Raw genomic sequence first — 15,941 nt, forward strand, 5'->3', positions numbered from 1 at the left:
TATTAGTGTTGTGTAAGACAGACGTTTATCTGCTACTATCATGTTGATTACCCCTGGCAGTCTTCTGGCCACTATCAATACTCCCGACGATCTTCGTAAACTCGATAAATCTCGCTTACCTCAGGTTGCCGACGAACTCCGCCAGTTTATTATCGACGATGTTTCTGTTTATGGGGGCCACTTTGGCGCCAGCCTGGGCGTAGTAGAACTTACAGTAGCGCTTCATTACGTATTCAACACACCCGATGATCAGTTGGTGTGGGACGTAGGCCATCAGGCATATGGGCATAAAATTCTGACAGGCCGACGGGATATATTCCATACCAATCGCTTTTATAAAGGCATTTCCGGGTTTCCTAAACGGAAAGAAAGCCCTTACGACTCATTTGGGGTTGGGCATTCATCAACGTCTATCTCAGCGGCTTTAGGTATGGCTGTGGCTTCACAGCTTCAGGGGAACACGCTACGGAATCATATTGCAGTTATTGGCGACGGGGCTATGACGGCGGGCGAAGCATTCGAAGGTATGAACCATGCTGGGGCTACCGATAGTAATCTGCTTATCGTACTGAACGATAACTGCATGAGTATAGATCCCAACGTAGGTGCCCTGCGCGAATACCTGACTGATATTACTACTTCACAAACCTATAACAAGGTTAAGGACGAAATATGGAATCTGCTGGGCAAAATGGACAAGCTCGGCAAAACGGCTCAGGAATTAGTTTCGCAGGTTCAGTCAGGAATCAAAAGTTCATTACTGGAGCAGAGTAACCTCTTTGAGTCGTTACATCTACGTTATTTCGGACCTATCGACGGGCATGACATTGATCATTTGGTCAGCGTTTTAAGCGATCTAAAACAAATACCAGGGCCTAAACTTCTGCATATCCTGACCGTAAAAGGCAAAGGTTATGGCCCGGCCGAAAAAGATCAGACGAAATGGCACGCGCCCGGCTTATTTGATAAGGTAACGGGGGTTATTCAAAAGAAAGTTTACGATACGCCACAGCCGCCAAAATATCAGGATGTTTTCGGTCATACGCTGGTTGAACTCGCCGAGCAAAACCCGCGCATTGTAGGCGTTACTCCGGCTATGCCATCAGGTTCTTCGATGAACATTATGATGAAGGCAATGCCCAAGCGGGCCTTCGATGTAGGCATTGCCGAACAGCATGCTGTAACCTTCTCGGCTGGTATGGCAACCCAGGGCGAAGTGGTATTCTGTAACATCTACTCAACCTTCATGCAGCGGGCCTACGACCAGGTCATCCATGATGTTTGTATTCAGGAGCTACCCGTTGTATTCTGTCTGGACCGGGCTGGCTTTGCCGGTGCCGATGGCCCCACGCATCATGGTGCTTACGACTTAGCGTATATGCGTTGCGTACCGAACATGATCATTGCAGCTCCAATGAACGAACAGGAGCTACGCAATATGATGTATACAGCCCAATCGGATGAAGTACAGCAGGGCAAAAGAGCCTTTACAATTCGCTACCCTCGGGGCGAAGGTGTTATGCCTAACTGGCGGACACCCCTTGAAAAACAGGTAATCGGGAAAGGGCGTATGATTTCCGATGGCGAAGAGGTAGCCATTCTTACCATTGGTCATATTGGTAATTATGCCGTTCAGGCATCGCAATTACTGGCAAAAGAAGGTATTCGGCCTGCTCACTTCGACATGCGCTATGTAAAACCGCTTGATGAGGAGTTGCTTCACCAAATTTTCAGCCGTTTCGACCGTGTCCTTACGGTTGAAGATGGCTGTCTGATGGGTGGCTTTGGCAGCGCCGTCCTCGAATTCATGGCTAACAACGATTATTCAGCCCGTGTAAAACGGTTGGGAATACCGGATGAAGTTATCGAACATGGCGAGCAAATTGAGCTTCACCGGGAGTGTGGCTTTGATCCTCAAGGCATTGCCAATGCCGTTCGTGAATTACTCTTTACCGGCCGTACAGTAGCAGTCTAGTTTTAAAAGAGTGAAATCGGACCGCCGAAGCGGAGTGAAAGAGTGAATTACCTACCGGACGATTATTGCTGCCGGAGGGGTTTCGCTCTTTCACTCCGCTTCGGCGGTCCGATTTCGCTCTTTATATGTATCCAATATGAAAATTTTCAAATTCGGTGGCGCATCGGTTAAAGATGCCGCCGGGGTTCGTAATCTGGCCGAAATCGTAAAGGCACAGGCAAGTGATGTCGTAGTTGTGGTTTCTGCGATGGGAAAAACGACGAATGCACTCGAAACCATCGTTCGAGCTTATGTTAATCACGATACCCAAACCTTACAGTCGGCACTTGAAACGGTTTCTGGGTACCATCAACACATTATGGATGAGCTTGGCGGCAGTTTTCCGGCCGCTAATCAAACATTGGCCGATCTAAAGTCGATGGTAACCCAGCCATCCGCAGGTACCTACGACGAAATCTATGACCAAATCGTTTCGCTGGGTGAAATCATATCGACCCAAATCGTGGCTGCGTATGTACAGCAGCGTATTCATACGGCCCGTTGGTTCGACGCCCGCCGACTAGTACGTACTGATAATACATACCGGGAAGGCCAGGTCGATTGGGCGAAAACCGGGCAGTTGATCGAACAGGCAATCGGTCATACAGGGGTCAACATCACGCAGGGGTTTGTTGGCCAATCGGCTGATGGGCGTACTACGACACTTGGCCGTGACGGATCTGACTACTCAGCCGCCATTTTTGCCTATTGTCTGAATGCTGAAAGCGTAACTATCTGGAAAGATGTACCTGGCGTATTGAATGCCGACCCCAGGTGGTTCGACGAAACCGTTCTGCTGGAAAAGCTAACGTATCAGGACGCTATCGAGCTGGCGTATTACGGTGCCACGGTTATTCATCCAAAAACGATTAAGCCGCTACAAAACAAAGGAATTCCGTTGTACGTACGCTCGTTTCTGGAACCTTCGGCACCGGGAACGGTGATTGGCAACTTCAAACAATCTCTCTCGACTCCGTCCTTTATTTTCAAAATCAATCAGGTCCTGATTTCGCTGCATCCGAACGATTTCTCGTTTATTGCCGAAGATAACCTAAGCCGGATTTTTGGGCGGTTTGCCCAGGCAGGCGTCAAAATCAACCTGATGCAGAATACAGCCATTAGCTTTTCGGTCGTGGTCGATAGCAACCCTGATCGGGTTCCGGCTTTATTGGAACAGTTAAAACAGGATTTTCGGGTCAATTACAACGATGGCCTCGAATTAATCACTATTCGCTACTACGACCAGCGCACAATTGATCGGGTATTACTCAATAAAAAATTGCTTCTGGAACAGAAAAGTCGCTATACTGCTCAGTTAGTTGTTCGGGATTTGGGATAAATTAACCCGTTGTAGATCTGGCACTAAACAAAGAGAAATATACGCTTAGAAAAGGCCCTTAACAGCTACATTAATTAACCTGCAAGTCCTTTGTAGTCATGGATAAAACGAAGCGAATCCGGCACACAGTTGTATTTAAACTTAAACATGCGAATGGCTCTTCGGAAGAAAGGAACTTTCTAACAAGTGCCAGTGCACTCTCATTCATCGATGGCGTAGAGAATTTTGAGCTACTGAAACAAATCAGCCAAAAGAATTCGTACGACTGGGGAATATCAATGGAATTTGCATCGCAGGCGATTTACGATTGCTATAACCAACACCCCGATCATGTAACTTTTGTCGAGAACCGTTGGCTCAAAGAAGTCGATCACTTCCTTGAAATTGATTACCAGCTTTGATATTGAGCGTATTCAGGCCGCAAAGAATCCTTCCTGTTTACTATCTTTGACATCAGGGAAACCACGTCTGCTTATGTATTTCGGCTATTTCAACGGCACTATTGCTCCAACCGACCAGCTTTCTGTCGGTGTTACTGATCTAAGTTTGTTACGTGGCTATGGCCTGTTCGATTATTTCCTGACGTACAACGGACGTCCGTTTCAATGGGATTGGTACTGGGAACGCTTTCAGAACTCAGCCACCCGGATGCATCTGCCGTTGCCGTTGGGCAAAGAAGAGACCTACAGCATTCTGATGAAGCTGATCGAGCGAAGTGGCGGACAGGATGTAGCGTTTCGATTTGTAATGACTGGGGGCTATTCGCCCGACAGCATCACCATTGATAAGCCAAACTTGCTCATCCTGACCGAACCCATTCATCCCGTACCGCCTATTCAGTATGAACAGGGTATAAAAGTCATTCTGGATGAATATGTCCGGGAAATGGCTGAAGTAAAAAGCACGGATTATAAACGGGTTATTCTGATGGCGCAGGCCATTAAATCGGCTGGCGCATCGGATTTGCTCTACCAGAAAGGCGGCCAGATTAGTGAACTCAGCCGAAGTAACTTTTTCCTGGTTAAAGGCGACCGCCTGATTACGCCCAATCAGCATATTCTGCACGGCATTACCCGGCGAACCATTATCCAGCTCGCTCAAACCGATTTCCGGGTTGAAGAGCGGCCTTTGCTCCTGTCTGAACTCTACGATGCCGACGAAGCCTTTACCACCAGTTCGACCAAAAAAGTGCTTCCTATTGTGCAAATAGGAGATCTGACCATTGGCGATGGCCATGTCGGCCCGAAGTCCAAATTCCTACTAGAGCGACTCAACGATCTGATTAAGAGTTGGTAAGAGTGTGTTTGCGTACTGACTGATCACGGCCTTCGTTATCGCTGACTCCTCTCCAATCCGACCTAGGCACGATAAGCCGGTGTAGTTTAGAATAAACGTTTCGGTAGCTGGAACCGTAGGCCCATTAAACAGAATACCCAACAAGTGTATTCCCCGACGCTGGCAGGCTTCGACCGATAAAAGTGTATGATTGATGCTGCCCAGATAGTTTCGGGATATAAGTATCACAGGCAAGCCTAATGCTTCGACCAGATCGATATTAAGCGTCTGCTCATTGAGCGGAACCATCAAACCACCCGCCAGTTCCACAACCAGATTGTTTGTAGTTTGAGGTAACCGTATCTGGGCTGACTCAATAGTTACCCCATCCAATTCGGCGGCTGCATGCGGTGACAACGGCTGGGTAAGTCGGTAGGCTTCTGGATGAAAAGCCGATTGACTGTTCGAAATTAATTGACGTACTGTATTCGTATCCGAATCTTCCAGAGCGCCTGATTGTATAGGTTTCCAGTAATCGGCCTGTAAAGCCTCGACCAGTACGGCCGAAGCGACCGTCTTACCAATTTCGGTGCCAATACCGGCCACAATGCATTGAAAAGGCATAGACTAATTTGAATTTTTAAGCGATAATTCGCTCTGTAAAATGGCAATAAGCAGGTCTATTTCGTCCATCGTGTTAAATGCATGCAGACATAATCGCAATCGTTCCTGCCCTACCGGAACCGTAGGACTAAGAATCGCACGTACATCCAATCCCACTTGCTGTGCTTCGCTGGCTACTTTCCGGGCCTGATCGTTACCGGGAACCAGCAAACACTGAATGGGTGACTGGCTATCTGTCCAGCTACTGCCTGGCAAGCGTTCATGAACTTGCTGACGGAAATAATCAAGTCGCTCATTGAGCTGATTACGAGCGTCATTATCAGTCTGTAGCTGCTCATGGGCGCACTGAATAGCCAGCAAGCTATGGGGCGGCAAAGCGGTGGTATAAACAAACGAACGGGCAAAGTTGATCAGATAGTCCCGCAGGATGGCCGGGCCAACAATAGCAGCCCCATGGACGCCCAAGGCTTTGCCGAAGGTATGAACACAAGCAAAGACTCGCTCCTGCAAGCCTAATGCCACCACCAATCCTTCACCAGTAGGCCCGTATAATCCTGTAGCATGGGCTTCATCGACCAGCAAGCCAGCACTGTATTCGTCGCATAGATCAGCCAGTTTTTCCAGTGGGGCCACATCGCCATCCATTGAATAAACTGACTCAACGCCAACGAAAACCTGCCCATCCTGCCTGTTTAGGTTGGCCTGTTTTAACTTTTCTTCCAGATCGGATAGGTCATTATGCCTGAACCGATGACGTGTAGCGTAGCTAAGCCGCGCTCCGTCGATCATACTGGCATGGATCAGTTCATCGGTCAGCAAGGTATCGCCCGCTTTAGGTAGGCAAGCTAGTAAACCGAGGTTCGCATCGTAGCCGGAGTTAAAAATCAGCGCGGCTTCTGTCTGATAAAATGTAGCCAGATTATGCTCCAGTTCATCGGCCAGGGCCGTTTGACCAGCTAGCAACCGGGAACCCGTCGCTCCAGTTGATGCAGATGAGTGGTTCGTGTATGCCTGCTGGATAGCCGTTTTAAGCGCAGCCGATCGGGCAAACCCCAGGTAATCGTTCGAGCAAAAGTCAACAAGGCCATCAGCCGTTTTAAGCTGTCGCAGTAAGCCACTTTGCTGATACGCAGCTAATCGGCTGGCTAGAGTCTGGACAATTGAGGATGTCAACGTGAGCATAGCCACAAAGGTAAAACGACCTTCGGAAAGGTTAGTCACTGCATAGCCTTTACCTGTAAAAATGTGAGTAACATAAAAGTTATCCACAATTGACATGTGGATAACTTTATGAGTACATCTATAAAATGACGAATTGGCAAAACGGACGGCAAAACTTATCCACAATCACTTATAAACCAGTAAGCTTACCCTTCAATCGATAAGACTAATTTGCCAAACTGCTTACCACTATCCATCTTATCCATTGCCTGTTGTGCATCAGCCAATGGTACAATCTCATCCACAACCGGCACGAGTTTCTTCTCATTCACCAGGGCTATCATATCGGCAAATTCGCGTTCTGTTCCCATCGTTGTCCCGAAAATTGACAACTGCTTAAAAAACACTTTTGGCGGAATGATATCAGTTATGCTACCCGTCGTTCCACCGAAAAAGGCAATCCGCCCGCCGGGAGCAGCTACATCAATCAGTTTGGCAAAGCTGGGACCACCTGCACTATCGATAATGACATCGAAAAATCCACGTCGTCCTCCACCGGTTTGTGTCATAAGGGCTTTGTGCCAATCAGCTTGCCGGTAGTTGATACCACCAGCTATACCCATAGTTTGTACGCTAGCCAGCTTTTCGTCGGAACCAGATGTTACCCAAACCTCGGCGCCAACCGCCACCGCAAACTGCATAGCGGCTAACGCGGCCCCTCCGCCAATACCCGTCACCAGAACTTTTTCGGGTATGCTGGCTGGATGTGTATGCAAGCCCGCCCGCGTCATGAGTGCCCGCCAGGCGGTCAGGCCGGTCAGTGGAAGCGCAGCCGCCTGTTCAAACGAGAGATGGTCTGGCTTATGGTGAATGTATCGGGCATCGACGACAATGTATTCAGCAAAGGTTCCATTTTCGGGCATACCCAGAATCCGAAAGTCATCGCCATAAAACAGGGGATTGTCGCCCCAATGCATAGCCGGATTGATAACAACCGACTGCCCCCGCCAAACTTTGTCGACCTCTTCACCAACGTCTTCTACCACACCAGCGCCATCGGAACCCAGAATCACGGGTAATTTTATACCCGGATATAAGCCCTGCTGAATAAAGACATCGCGGTGATTTAAAGCCGCTGCTTTGAGCTTAATCAACACCTGCCCTGGACCTGCAACCGGAGTAGGCGTATCAATTAACTGAACGGGCTGGTGCGTTTCGGCAAGGAGGATAGCTTTCATAGGCTTATTCGATTTGAAGTTGTGATGTACTCATTGAGCGTTTACTTTTGCCTGATAGAACTAGGTATTCATGGACATTCGTTGTCGTTAAGTAGTCATCCATTGTTTATACTTAATGACTATCAATGACAACGAATGTCTATGAATGACTCTACCTATGAATAACAACCTTCTGTAGTATGATAACTTATCGCGTGGCAACTGCCGACGATACCGAGCCCATAACTCAACTACACAGCCTCAGTTGGCAACAAAACTACAGAGGTATTCTGGCAGACAGCTTTCTGGATGGGCCCGTTCTGGATAACCGACGATCCGTTTGGCAGTCGCGTATTAACCAACCAACACCTGACCAGCACATTATTGTTGCCGAAGATAACGCAAAAATTTGCGGCCTTGCCTGTGCCTACGCCAACGACAACCCTGTTTGGGGAACCCTGCTCGATAACCTACATGTTCATCGCGACTGGCAGGGTAAAGGTATAGGTGCTGCGCTTATGCAAAAAACGGCCCGCTGGGTGCAACAGTACGCACCCAAGTCTGGCCTTTACTTATGGGTACTGGCCGATAATATCAACGCGCAAAAATTTTACGACCGCATGGGTGGAGTCAATTATGAAAAAGTTTCTCTGCTCAATCCAGACGGCAACTACGCAGATTGCTTCCGGTATGTGTGGACTGATCTAACCAATTTAGTATGATTCGATTTTTCAATGAGGATGTGCCCTACAAACTTCCTCACAAACAGGCCGTTCGCCAATGGCTGAAACAACAGACCGAACGAGAAGGCTACACCGTTGGCGAGCTGAATTATATTTTCTGTTCGGATGAATACGTACTCCAGGTAAATCGCGACTACCTTCAGCACGATTACTATACCGACATCATTACCTTCGATCAGAGTGAGGAAGAGGGTAAACTGGCGGGCGACATTTACATCAGCGTCGAAAGGGTAGTAGATAATGCTGCTCAGTTGGACGTTCCGGCTGATCAGGAGATGCTGCGTGTGCTGGCTCATGGATTGCTGCATCTCTGTGGGTATCTCGACAAAGGCGAAGAGGAAGAGGCCCAAATGCGGCAGAAAGAGGAAGAATGGCTCCATCAGTACAACAACGCCTGACTTATGCGGCAACTTACCTACCTACTGCTATTGCTGACGCTTACGGTGAAGGCGCAAAAACGCATGGTTATTACCATCGATGATCTGCCGACGGCATCGGCTTTCTATAAGACACCGCCAGCGAAACAGCAGCTAACTCAAAAACTGCTTGCGCATGTTACCTACGCCCACGTACCCGCTATTGGGTTTGTTATTAGCGGTTTACTCCAGTCGGCCAATCGGCCCGATACAGCCCAGCTCGCCCTTCTTCAACGATGGCTGGATGCCGGGCTGGAACTGGGCAATCATACATTTGCGCATAAGGATTACAACCTGATTCCATTCAGCGAATCAAAAACCGATGTGATTCAGGGTGAGTCGATTGTAAAAAACTTTGTTGAAAAGCAAAGAAAGCCGTTTCGCTATTTTCGTCATCCATACCTCCGAAGAGGGGATACGCCAGCCAAAAAAGACTCCCTGGAGAATTTCCTTCGGCAACGAGGCTACCGCGAAGCGCCCGTCACGATCGACAACTCCGACTGGTTGTACGCTCGAGCTTATGATAATGCGTTAAGAATGAACGATGCAGCCCTGATGGCTCAGGTAGGCCAAAGCTACGTTTCTTATATGCTCGATTGTGTTACCTATTATGAAGCGCAAAGCCAGGCTTTATTGAATCGGCCAATCCCCCAGATACTGCTTATTCACGCCAATTCGATCAATGCTGATTTCCTGGGCAAGTTACTTAGCGAGCTCAAAAATCGGGGGTATTCTTTTATCACGCTCGACGAAGCCCTGAAAGACGAAGCCTATAAGTTTACTGATAAGTATACCGGCAAAGGTGGTATCTCCTGGCTGCATCGCTGGGCACTTACCCAGGGCAAAGGGGGTGAATTTTTCAAAGGCGAGCCAGAAGTTCCAGCGAACATCGATGAACTGGCCAATCGGAAATGATTCGTTATCCGGCTGTTAGTCCACCATCCAACTGAATAGCCTGGCCGGTAAAAAACTCATTTTCGTCCGAACAAAGCCACAGGATAGCCTGGGCGATTTCTTCAGGCTCGCCCAGCCGACCAATTGGAATTCGTTTACGCATTTTTTCTTCCATATCGGGAGCCGCCCGAAAAAGCTCATCGACCATGGCTGAATGGGTATAAACCGGACAAACCGCGTTGATGCGGATATGTTGCCGGGCGTATTCCAGCGCAGCCGTTTTGGTCAGGCCGATCACGGCGTGTTTGGAGGCACTGTATGGCGCACCCATCGGCATACCACGCACACCGGCAATACTCGATACATTCACGATTTTGCCCCCTGCTGGCCGACCGACCTCCCGTTGCTTCAACATCTGCCGAATCTGAGCCTGCATCCCATAAAATACCCCGCCTACATTAACGGCCATCATCTGATCGAAATCATCCTGGGTATGATCCAGCAATCGGCCGTATTTCCCACCAATACCTGCGTTGTTTATGCCAACATCCAATCGGCCATACTGTTCAACAGTCTGTTGCACAGCCGTTTCTAGTTGTTGTCGGTCGGCAACATTACAGGGTATAAACAGGGCATTGCCACCCAGTTGCTTGATTTGATCAACCGTTTCCTGACCGCTGACATGGTTTATTTCGGCTACAACCACCTGCGCTCCGGCTTTCGCAAAGGCTAAAGCCGTGGCCCGGCCTATGCCAGAACCCGCTCCGGTAATGAATGCAATCTGATTGGTAAAGGATGCCATACTTCTTGATGTATCTCGTATCGGGCTAGCAAAATAGTGCTATTTTGTGCTTTATTTTTCTAATCTATGCCATCTGCCGTTAAAAAAATCAGCATTGCCTTATTCGCAGTTTTACTTATCGGGTGGGTAGCCATCATGGAATGGCAAAGCTGGCTGATGGGCGATCCTGCTATCATGGTAAAATCATCGGTGGCCGGCCAACGCATTGTTCATATCGAGCGGGTTGGAAAGCGATCCGATCAGGGAAATTTGCTGGGTATTCAGCCCTGGATGGAGCCTGCCGATTACAAGAATGGGCTAACATTTCGGCAAAAATTGCAAGGCTATTTAACCACAGCACAGGACAGTGGCCTGCTAATTCCCGGCAAAACCGTTGCTATTTTTCCGGAATATATCGGCACATGGCTAGTGGCCGCCAATGAAGCAGATCGTGTCTATAAAGCGCAAACTATTCAGGATGGATTAACGGCCATGACCTTAACCCATCCACTTCGTTTCTGGCAGGTATACCGCAGTGTTCCTGATACGGTTGGAAACAAGACGAACTACACCATTTTTGCTCTGAAAGCCCAGCAAATGGCTCACGACTACCAGCTTACGTTCGATATGCTGGCCGCTCAGTTCAATATAACGATTGTGGCCGGTTCTATTCTGCTTCCTGCACCTACTGTCGAACATGGAAACCTACAGGTGGGCAAGGGGCCTCTTTATAATGTATCCGCCGTGTTTCATCCCGATGGGCAACTCGACTCACAGCTTATCCGAAAGGTGTTTCCGATAGCCGACGAATTGCCCTTCGTTTGCCCATCCAAACCTGCCGACATTCCCATTTTCGATCTGCCCATCGGGCGTTTAGGGGTACTGATTTGCGCCGATTCGTGGCATTCAGTAGCTTACAAAACCCTCAGGCAGAAAGGAGCTACCTTATTGGCCGTTCCATCGTATTCGGCAGGTGACGGCATCTGGAAAACAATCTGGCGTGGCTATAGCGGTACATCTACCCCCGCCGATGCACAGGCGGCCGTGGGTAAACTAACTGAAGGGCAAGCCTGGCTGACGTATGCGATGGCCGGTAGAGCCAGGCCGGAAGCAGGGATTACGAAAGGGATCAATGTTTTCCTACGGGGTATACTCTGGGATTTAGGAACCGACGGCACCACAATTATTCTGCAAGACAGCACGACAACCAAACTAACACCTGCTGCCAATGGGGCTACATTAACGTGCTTATGGCTATAAATTATTTTGCACTTTTCTAATAACTTTTCGAAACAATATACAACAATAGCACTCATTACTAGAAGGTTGTCGCCCAACCGATTTAGGATTTATAATTTTTCTTAAAAATTTATAAATCTCTTCTCAGCGAGGCTCCGTAGGTATAGCCGTCCTGGTTGACACATGACCGGATTCTATCACCTAACATTATTTACTCAATGGAAAACATTACGAATCGGCCCGAAACGACAACTTCGGAGTCGGCATCCAGCCGTCGGTCGTTTCTGCGAGTAGCGGGGGCAGCAGCCGTAACAGGCGGTCTACTTACAGCGTGCTCCCATGCAGATGAAAATTATCTGATTCCTTCTGGTAGCGCCCGTGCTGCTGGCGACACCGTCAAGTTACCTACTGGCGACGTTGGAATTCTTGCTTTTGCTTATGTTCTCGAACAGCTTGAAGCCGCTTTCTACGAAATGCTGCTGGCAAAACCATATCCCAACATGTCGTCGGCTGACCGGCAACTCTGGACCGATATTCGCGGTCATGAGATCATTCACCGCGAGCTGTTCAAAGCAGCCCTGGGTGGTGCCGTACCAACACTGACATTCAACTTCAGCAGTATTGACTTTAATGATCGCGCTGCCGTATTGATCGCTGCCGAAGCCTTCGAGAAAACGGGAGTAGGCGCTTACAACGGAGCTGGCAAATACATAAAAGATGCCGGTTATCTGACATTGGCGGGTAAAATTGTTTCGGTTGAGACTCGTCACCATTCCATTCTCCGCGAACTACAGTATCCTAAATCGGATGCGTTTGCTGGTCCAACGATCGTAACCAGCGATACGGGTTTACACCTGGCTTATGAGCCAACTTTCGTGTTACCTATTGCTCAGAAATACATTCTTGAAACCATCGACGCAAGCGCACTAGTAAGCAGCCTCGCATAAACCACTTTACTCCATGAACTTACAGAACTTACTCAGTGATATTGAGAAAGTGGATGGCGAAATCTTTGACCGCCTTGCCCACGTCTCCCGTCGGGGACTGTTTAGCTCCCTGACCAAAAAAACGATTGCAGCAGCGGCTCCAGCTATTATGGCTTCAGCCCTAACAAAATCCTATGGCCAGTCGAGCGGGTTGCCACAGAACGTGAAAGACGTTCTTAACTATGCACTGACCTTGGAATATCTGGAATATCGTTTCTACGATACGGCCAATAACCTGTCGATGATTCCGAACGACTACAAAATGGCTTTCGAAGTCATCCGTCGTCACGAGCAGGTACACGTTCGTCTGTTGAAAAACGTTCTGGGAGCCGATGCGATTCCTGAGCCAAAATTTGACTTCTCGGCCAAAGGAACCTTCACAGATACCTTCAGCAACTTCCAGACTTTTGCAGCTATTGCACAAACGTTTGAAGATACGGGCGTTCGTGCCTATAAAGGACAAGCTGCTAACCTGCAGAATGCACCTGCTATTCTTCAGGTAGCATTGCAAATCCACGCAACGGAAGCGGCTCACGCAGCTAACGTGCGCTACATCCGAGGCCAGAAAGGCTGGATTACGGGCGGTACAGCTGCTATGCAAGGCTTGCCATCGGTTGTTAACGGCAGCTATGCAGGTGAAGATAATGTTACGCAGGGGGGTGTTAACCTGGTTACAGCGCTAGCAGGTGACAACCGTATAACGCCTGCCATGATCATGGAGGCCTTCGATGAGCCTCTTGACAAAAATACGGTAGTTGGTATTGTAACGCCTTTCTTTGCATAAGGCCTACTAGCTACAAAACAAAACGACCCGCCCTAGCCAGGTGGGTCGTTTTGTTTTGTAGCTAGTAGATCAGCTTTACGGTAACGCAGGTGGAAACCCGCGCTATCACACTAAATAGGGCGGGTTTCCACCCGCGTTACCGTTAGATTTATTCCAGCCCAAATGCTGACAAGGATACAAACTGGCTTACGCGTGCCTGTATTTCCTCCTGCGTCAGATTCATAATGCGCTCGGTACCGAACTTCTCCACACAGAACGATGCCATTGCCGATCCGTAGATGATAGCCCGCTTCATGTTATCGAACGAAGCATCGTCGGTTTTAGCAATGTATCCAATAAACCCACCCGCGAAGGTATCACCAGCTCCAGTCGGGTCGAACACCTCTTCTAGTGGCAATGCAGGGGCAAAGAAAATTTTACCCTCACCAAAGAGTAGGGCTCCGTGCTCACCTTTCTTGATAATGACCGTTTTAGGCCCCATTCCCTGAATTTTAGCGGCCGCTTTTACCAGCGAATACTCGTGTGTCAACATACGAGCTTCTTCATCGTTCAACACCAGCACGTCAACACGCTTGAGCAGGTTCAGCAGATCGGCATTGGCAATCTCGATCCAGAGGTTCATGGTATCCAGCACAATCAGCTTGGGGCGGTTGTGCAGTCGATCAATTACCAGTCCCTGAACAGCTGGCGACGTATTGCCCAGCATTAAATACTGACAGTCCTGATAAGATTCGGGAATAATGGGGTCGAAATCCCCCATAACGTTCAACTGTACTTCCACCGTATCGCGGGAATTCATGTCGTTGTGATACTTACCCGACCAGAAGAATGTCTTCTCCCCCTTCCGAATTTCTAGCCCTTCGGTGTTAATGCCGTGTTGACGCAGATCGTCAATCATAGCTTGCGGAAAATCGTCACCAACAACGGCCACCAGATTGTTGGCGTTCACAAAGTAGGAAGCCGAAAGGGTAATGTATGTGGCAGCACCGCCAATAATCTTATCGGTTTTGCCAAAGGGGGTTTCCAGCGCATCGAATGCCACGGAACCAACGGTCAGTAAGCTCATTGTTTGTAGGTTTTCTGTTTACGATTTTCTGCTTTCAGTCAAGCTTAACTGTTAACGATATATCAGCTAACTGAAAACGGAAAATTATTTTTTACGCCCAATTACCGGGCATCGTTTAAATGGTTTTGTTTCGTCGAATAATTTTCGGTAGGTAATATGGGTTTTGACGATTTTCGATCCGAGCTGGCTCACAAATCGTACCATAATCGGGTTAAAATCACCTACCCAGTTCATTTCCAGTTCGGTATACTGAAAGTTGGGATTATGATCGGCTTCGTGCGGCATCCGCAGGGCGATGGCCGCTTCAACGCCTTTTCCCTGATGTTCTGGCGCTACGCCAAACACAACACCGAACGCTTTGTGGTTCGTTTTCATGACCATGTGCCACAAAAACTTCAGCTTCCCGATCAAATCAAGTTTTCCATTCACGTGCTTAAAGACCTGGTTGAGTTCGGGCAGGCAAACGAAGAAAGCCACCGGCTCGCCCAGGTAATAGGCAAAATAGATGATTTTTTCGTCGATAACCGGCTTCAGCTTCTTCATCAACAACTGAGCTTGCTCGGCCGACATCTCTTTAACGCCACTATGCCCCCCCCAGGCCGCGTTGTAAATATGCCGAAACTGCTCGGCCGCTGCCGGAAGGTCTTTCTTATCAATTGTTCGGAAGGTATAATCTGGATTTTGATAGATCCGCTGCGCCCGGTCTTTCACCGCCTGCGACATATCGACCAGTTTCGACCAGGTGGTTGGAATCCCAAACGTATACTGTTTGAAATAATCCTGAAAACCGTATTTCTCGAAGAATGGAATATAATACGGCTTCGTATAGGGCATGCAATAGTTTGGCTCCCGATCAAATCCATCGACCAGCAAACCCCACCAGCGGTCGCGGTCGCCAAAGTTGATTGGTCCGTCCATAGCCTCCATCCCCTTGCTTTGCAACCACACTTTACCAGCGTCGAATAGCATAAAGGCCGCCGACTGGTCATCGATGCATTCGAAAAAGCCGATGCCACCCGTTGGTTGCTCATTATCCAGATTTGCCAGCTCGAAATCTACGAAGGCCGCTATACGCCCGATGGTTTCGCCTTTATCGGAACGAAGCAAATACCGAATGCACTCGCCCCGTTCAAACCGCTTGTTTCGGGCTGGGTCAAATACCTCTTCAACATCGGCATCCAGCGGCCGAATCCAGCAGGGATCATTCCGATAAAGCCGTACGGGAAACTGAATAAACTCTTTCTGGTATTGGGCATTGGCGCCCACCTCAACTACCTGCATTCCTGACTGTAAGCGGGTCAAATCGCCCATTAAAAACGCGAATATAACCAAAAGCTTTGGGTAGCCGAGGAGGGTTGCCGTTTTCCGACGAACAATCCGTAACTTCGCCAGCACAAATCAT

16 protein-coding genes are annotated in these 15,941 nt (G+C 48.7%); 10 read left to right on the forward strand and 6 right to left on the reverse strand.

Going from position 1 to position 15,941, the window contains the following annotated elements:
• The first annotated feature begins 40 nt into the window (after window positions 1-40).
• The 4 genes from dxs to BGO59_RS26320 all read left to right on the forward strand — a co-directional run bounded on the left by dxs (window position 41) and on the right by BGO59_RS26320 (window position 4,649).
• Window positions 41-1,975, forward strand: coding sequence for a 1-deoxy-D-xylulose-5-phosphate synthase (gene dxs, locus BGO59_RS26305; protein WP_293688614.1), 1,935 nt, complete (start codon window positions 41-43; stop codon window positions 1,973-1,975).
• A 136-nt stretch (window positions 1,976-2,111) separates the two neighbouring features.
• Window positions 2,112-3,353 (forward strand): aspartate kinase, encoded by a 1,242-nt coding sequence (locus BGO59_RS26310; RefSeq protein ID WP_293688616.1) that lies wholly within the window; start codon window positions 2,112-2,114, stop codon window positions 3,351-3,353.
• Between the two features lie 98 nt (window positions 3,354-3,451).
• Complete coding sequence (locus BGO59_RS26315) at window positions 3,452-3,754, forward strand: Dabb family protein (protein ID WP_293688618.1); 303 nt, start codon at window positions 3,452-3,454, stop codon at window positions 3,752-3,754.
• A 73-nt stretch (window positions 3,755-3,827) separates the two neighbouring features.
• Window positions 3,828-4,649: an aminotransferase class IV gene (locus BGO59_RS26320; protein ID WP_293688620.1), complete on the forward strand. Its 822-nt coding sequence runs from the start codon at window positions 3,828-3,830 to the stop codon at window positions 4,647-4,649.
• Here the strand turns inward: BGO59_RS26320 and bioD are convergent.
• The 3 genes from bioD to BGO59_RS26335 all read right to left on the reverse strand — a co-directional run bounded on the left by bioD (window position 4,614) and on the right by BGO59_RS26335 (window position 7,651).
• Window positions 4,614-5,252, reverse strand: coding sequence for a dethiobiotin synthase (bioD, locus tag BGO59_RS26325; protein WP_293688622.1), 639 nt, complete (start codon window positions 5,250-5,252; stop codon window positions 4,614-4,616). The genes BGO59_RS26320 and bioD overlap by 36 nt on opposite strands.
• 3 nt (window positions 5,253-5,255) lie before the next feature.
• Window positions 5,256-6,434: an 8-amino-7-oxononanoate synthase gene (locus BGO59_RS26330; RefSeq protein WP_293688705.1), complete on the reverse strand. Its 1,179-nt coding sequence runs from the start codon at window positions 6,432-6,434 to the stop codon at window positions 5,256-5,258.
• 185 nt (window positions 6,435-6,619) lie between these two features.
• Window positions 6,620-7,651, reverse strand: a complete 1,032-nt coding sequence (locus BGO59_RS26335; protein ID WP_293688624.1) for a zinc-binding dehydrogenase — start codon at window positions 7,649-7,651, stop codon at window positions 6,620-6,622.
• A gap of 179 nt (window positions 7,652-7,830) precedes the next feature.
• On the opposite strand from BGO59_RS26335, the gene BGO59_RS26340 reads away from it, so the two are divergent.
• The 3 genes from BGO59_RS26340 to BGO59_RS26350 are packed head-to-tail and all read left to right on the forward strand — an operon-like array spanning window position 7,831 to window position 9,704.
• On the forward strand, window positions 7,831-8,352 hold the full coding sequence (locus tag BGO59_RS26340) for a GNAT family N-acetyltransferase (protein ID WP_293688626.1): 522 nt from the start codon (window positions 7,831-7,833) through the stop codon (window positions 8,350-8,352).
• Window positions 8,349-8,771, forward strand: a complete 423-nt coding sequence (ybeY, locus tag BGO59_RS26345; RefSeq protein WP_293688628.1) for an rRNA maturation RNase YbeY — start codon at window positions 8,349-8,351, stop codon at window positions 8,769-8,771. The genes BGO59_RS26340 and ybeY overlap by 4 nt, the downstream gene beginning before the upstream one ends.
• A 3-nt stretch (window positions 8,772-8,774) precedes the next feature.
• Window positions 8,775-9,704 carry a polysaccharide deacetylase family protein gene (locus BGO59_RS26350; RefSeq protein ID WP_293688630.1) on the forward strand — a complete coding sequence of 310 codons (930 nt, stop codon included), beginning with the start codon at window positions 8,775-8,777 and terminating at the stop codon, window positions 9,702-9,704.
• 4 nt (window positions 9,705-9,708) lie between these two features.
• Here the strand turns inward: BGO59_RS26350 and BGO59_RS26355 are convergent, their stop codons facing one another.
• Window positions 9,709-10,485, reverse strand: a complete 777-nt coding sequence (locus tag BGO59_RS26355) for an SDR family NAD(P)-dependent oxidoreductase (RefSeq protein WP_293688632.1) — start codon at window positions 10,483-10,485, stop codon at window positions 9,709-9,711.
• Between the two features lie 66 nt (window positions 10,486-10,551).
• On the opposite strand from BGO59_RS26355, the gene BGO59_RS26360 reads away from it, so the two are divergent.
• The 3 genes from BGO59_RS26360 (at window position 10,552) to BGO59_RS26370 (ending at window position 13,473) form a co-directional block, all read left to right on the forward strand.
• Window positions 10,552-11,724, forward strand: coding sequence for a carbon-nitrogen hydrolase family protein (locus tag BGO59_RS26360; RefSeq protein WP_293688634.1), 1,173 nt, complete (start codon window positions 10,552-10,554; stop codon window positions 11,722-11,724).
• 197 nt (window positions 11,725-11,921) lie between these two features.
• Window positions 11,922-12,650 (forward strand): ferritin-like domain-containing protein, encoded by a 729-nt coding sequence (locus BGO59_RS26365; RefSeq protein WP_293688636.1) that lies wholly within the window; start codon window positions 11,922-11,924, stop codon window positions 12,648-12,650.
• 13 nt (window positions 12,651-12,663) lie between these two features.
• Window positions 12,664-13,473, forward strand: coding sequence for a ferritin-like domain-containing protein (locus tag BGO59_RS26370; RefSeq protein WP_293688638.1), 810 nt, complete (start codon window positions 12,664-12,666; stop codon window positions 13,471-13,473).
• Window positions 13,474-13,621: 148 nt separating this feature from the next.
• Here BGO59_RS26370 and BGO59_RS26375 read toward each other — a convergent pair whose 3' ends face one another.
• Window positions 13,622-14,539 (reverse strand): PfkB family carbohydrate kinase, encoded by a 918-nt coding sequence (locus tag BGO59_RS26375; RefSeq protein WP_293688640.1) that lies wholly within the window; start codon window positions 14,537-14,539, stop codon window positions 13,622-13,624.
• An 84-nt stretch (window positions 14,540-14,623) separates the two neighbouring features.
• The gene (locus BGO59_RS26380; protein WP_293688707.1) at window positions 14,624-15,820 is read right to left on the reverse strand and encodes a hypothetical protein; all 1,197 of its coding nucleotides are present in this window, start codon (window positions 15,818-15,820) and stop codon (window positions 14,624-14,626) included.
• Between the last annotated feature and the right edge of the window lie 121 nt (window positions 15,821-15,941).

The sequence above is a fragment of the Spirosoma sp. 48-14 genome, assembly GCF_001898575.1.
Classification (GTDB): Bacteria; Bacteroidota; Bacteroidia; order Cytophagales; family Spirosomataceae; genus Spirosoma.

Bases quoted from the DNA above. Each gene is read 5' to 3' on its own strand.
- BGO59_RS26350 (WP_293688630.1), top strand. From the start codon at position 8,775: ATGCGGCAACTTACCTACCTACTGCTATTGCTGACGCTTACGGTGAAG.
- BGO59_RS26375 (WP_293688640.1), bottom strand. From the start codon at position 14,539: ATGAGCTTACTGACCGTTGGTTCCGTGGCATTCGATGCGCTGGAAACC.
- BGO59_RS26370 (WP_293688638.1), top strand. From the start codon at position 12,664: ATGAACTTACAGAACTTACTCAGTGATATTGAGAAAGTGGATGGCGAA.
- BGO59_RS26355 (WP_293688632.1), bottom strand. From the start codon at position 10,485: ATGGCATCCTTTACCAATCAGATTGCATTCATTACCGGAGCGGGTTCT.
- BGO59_RS26315 (WP_293688618.1), top strand. From the start codon at position 3,452: ATGGATAAAACGAAGCGAATCCGGCACACAGTTGTATTTAAACTTAAA.
- BGO59_RS26365 (WP_293688636.1), top strand. From the start codon at position 11,922: ATGGAAAACATTACGAATCGGCCCGAAACGACAACTTCGGAGTCGGCA.
- BGO59_RS26330 (WP_293688705.1), bottom strand. From the start codon at position 6,434: ATGCTCACGTTGACATCCTCAATTGTCCAGACTCTAGCCAGCCGATTA.
- dxs (WP_293688614.1), top strand. From the start codon at position 41: ATGTTGATTACCCCTGGCAGTCTTCTGGCCACTATCAATACTCCCGAC.
- BGO59_RS26380 (WP_293688707.1), bottom strand. From the start codon at position 15,820: ATGCAGGTAGTTGAGGTGGGCGCCAATGCCCAATACCAGAAAGAGTTT.
- BGO59_RS26310 (WP_293688616.1), top strand. From the start codon at position 2,112: ATGAAAATTTTCAAATTCGGTGGCGCATCGGTTAAAGATGCCGCCGGG.
- BGO59_RS26360 (WP_293688634.1), top strand. From the start codon at position 10,552: ATGCCATCTGCCGTTAAAAAAATCAGCATTGCCTTATTCGCAGTTTTA.
- bioD (WP_293688622.1), bottom strand. From the start codon at position 5,252: ATGCCTTTTCAATGCATTGTGGCCGGTATTGGCACCGAAATTGGTAAG.
- BGO59_RS26320 (WP_293688620.1), top strand. From the start codon at position 3,828: ATGTATTTCGGCTATTTCAACGGCACTATTGCTCCAACCGACCAGCTT.
- BGO59_RS26340 (WP_293688626.1), top strand. From the start codon at position 7,831: ATGATAACTTATCGCGTGGCAACTGCCGACGATACCGAGCCCATAACT.
- BGO59_RS26335 (WP_293688624.1), bottom strand. From the start codon at position 7,651: ATGAAAGCTATCCTCCTTGCCGAAACGCACCAGCCCGTTCAGTTAATT.
- ybeY (WP_293688628.1), top strand. From the start codon at position 8,349: ATGATTCGATTTTTCAATGAGGATGTGCCCTACAAACTTCCTCACAAA.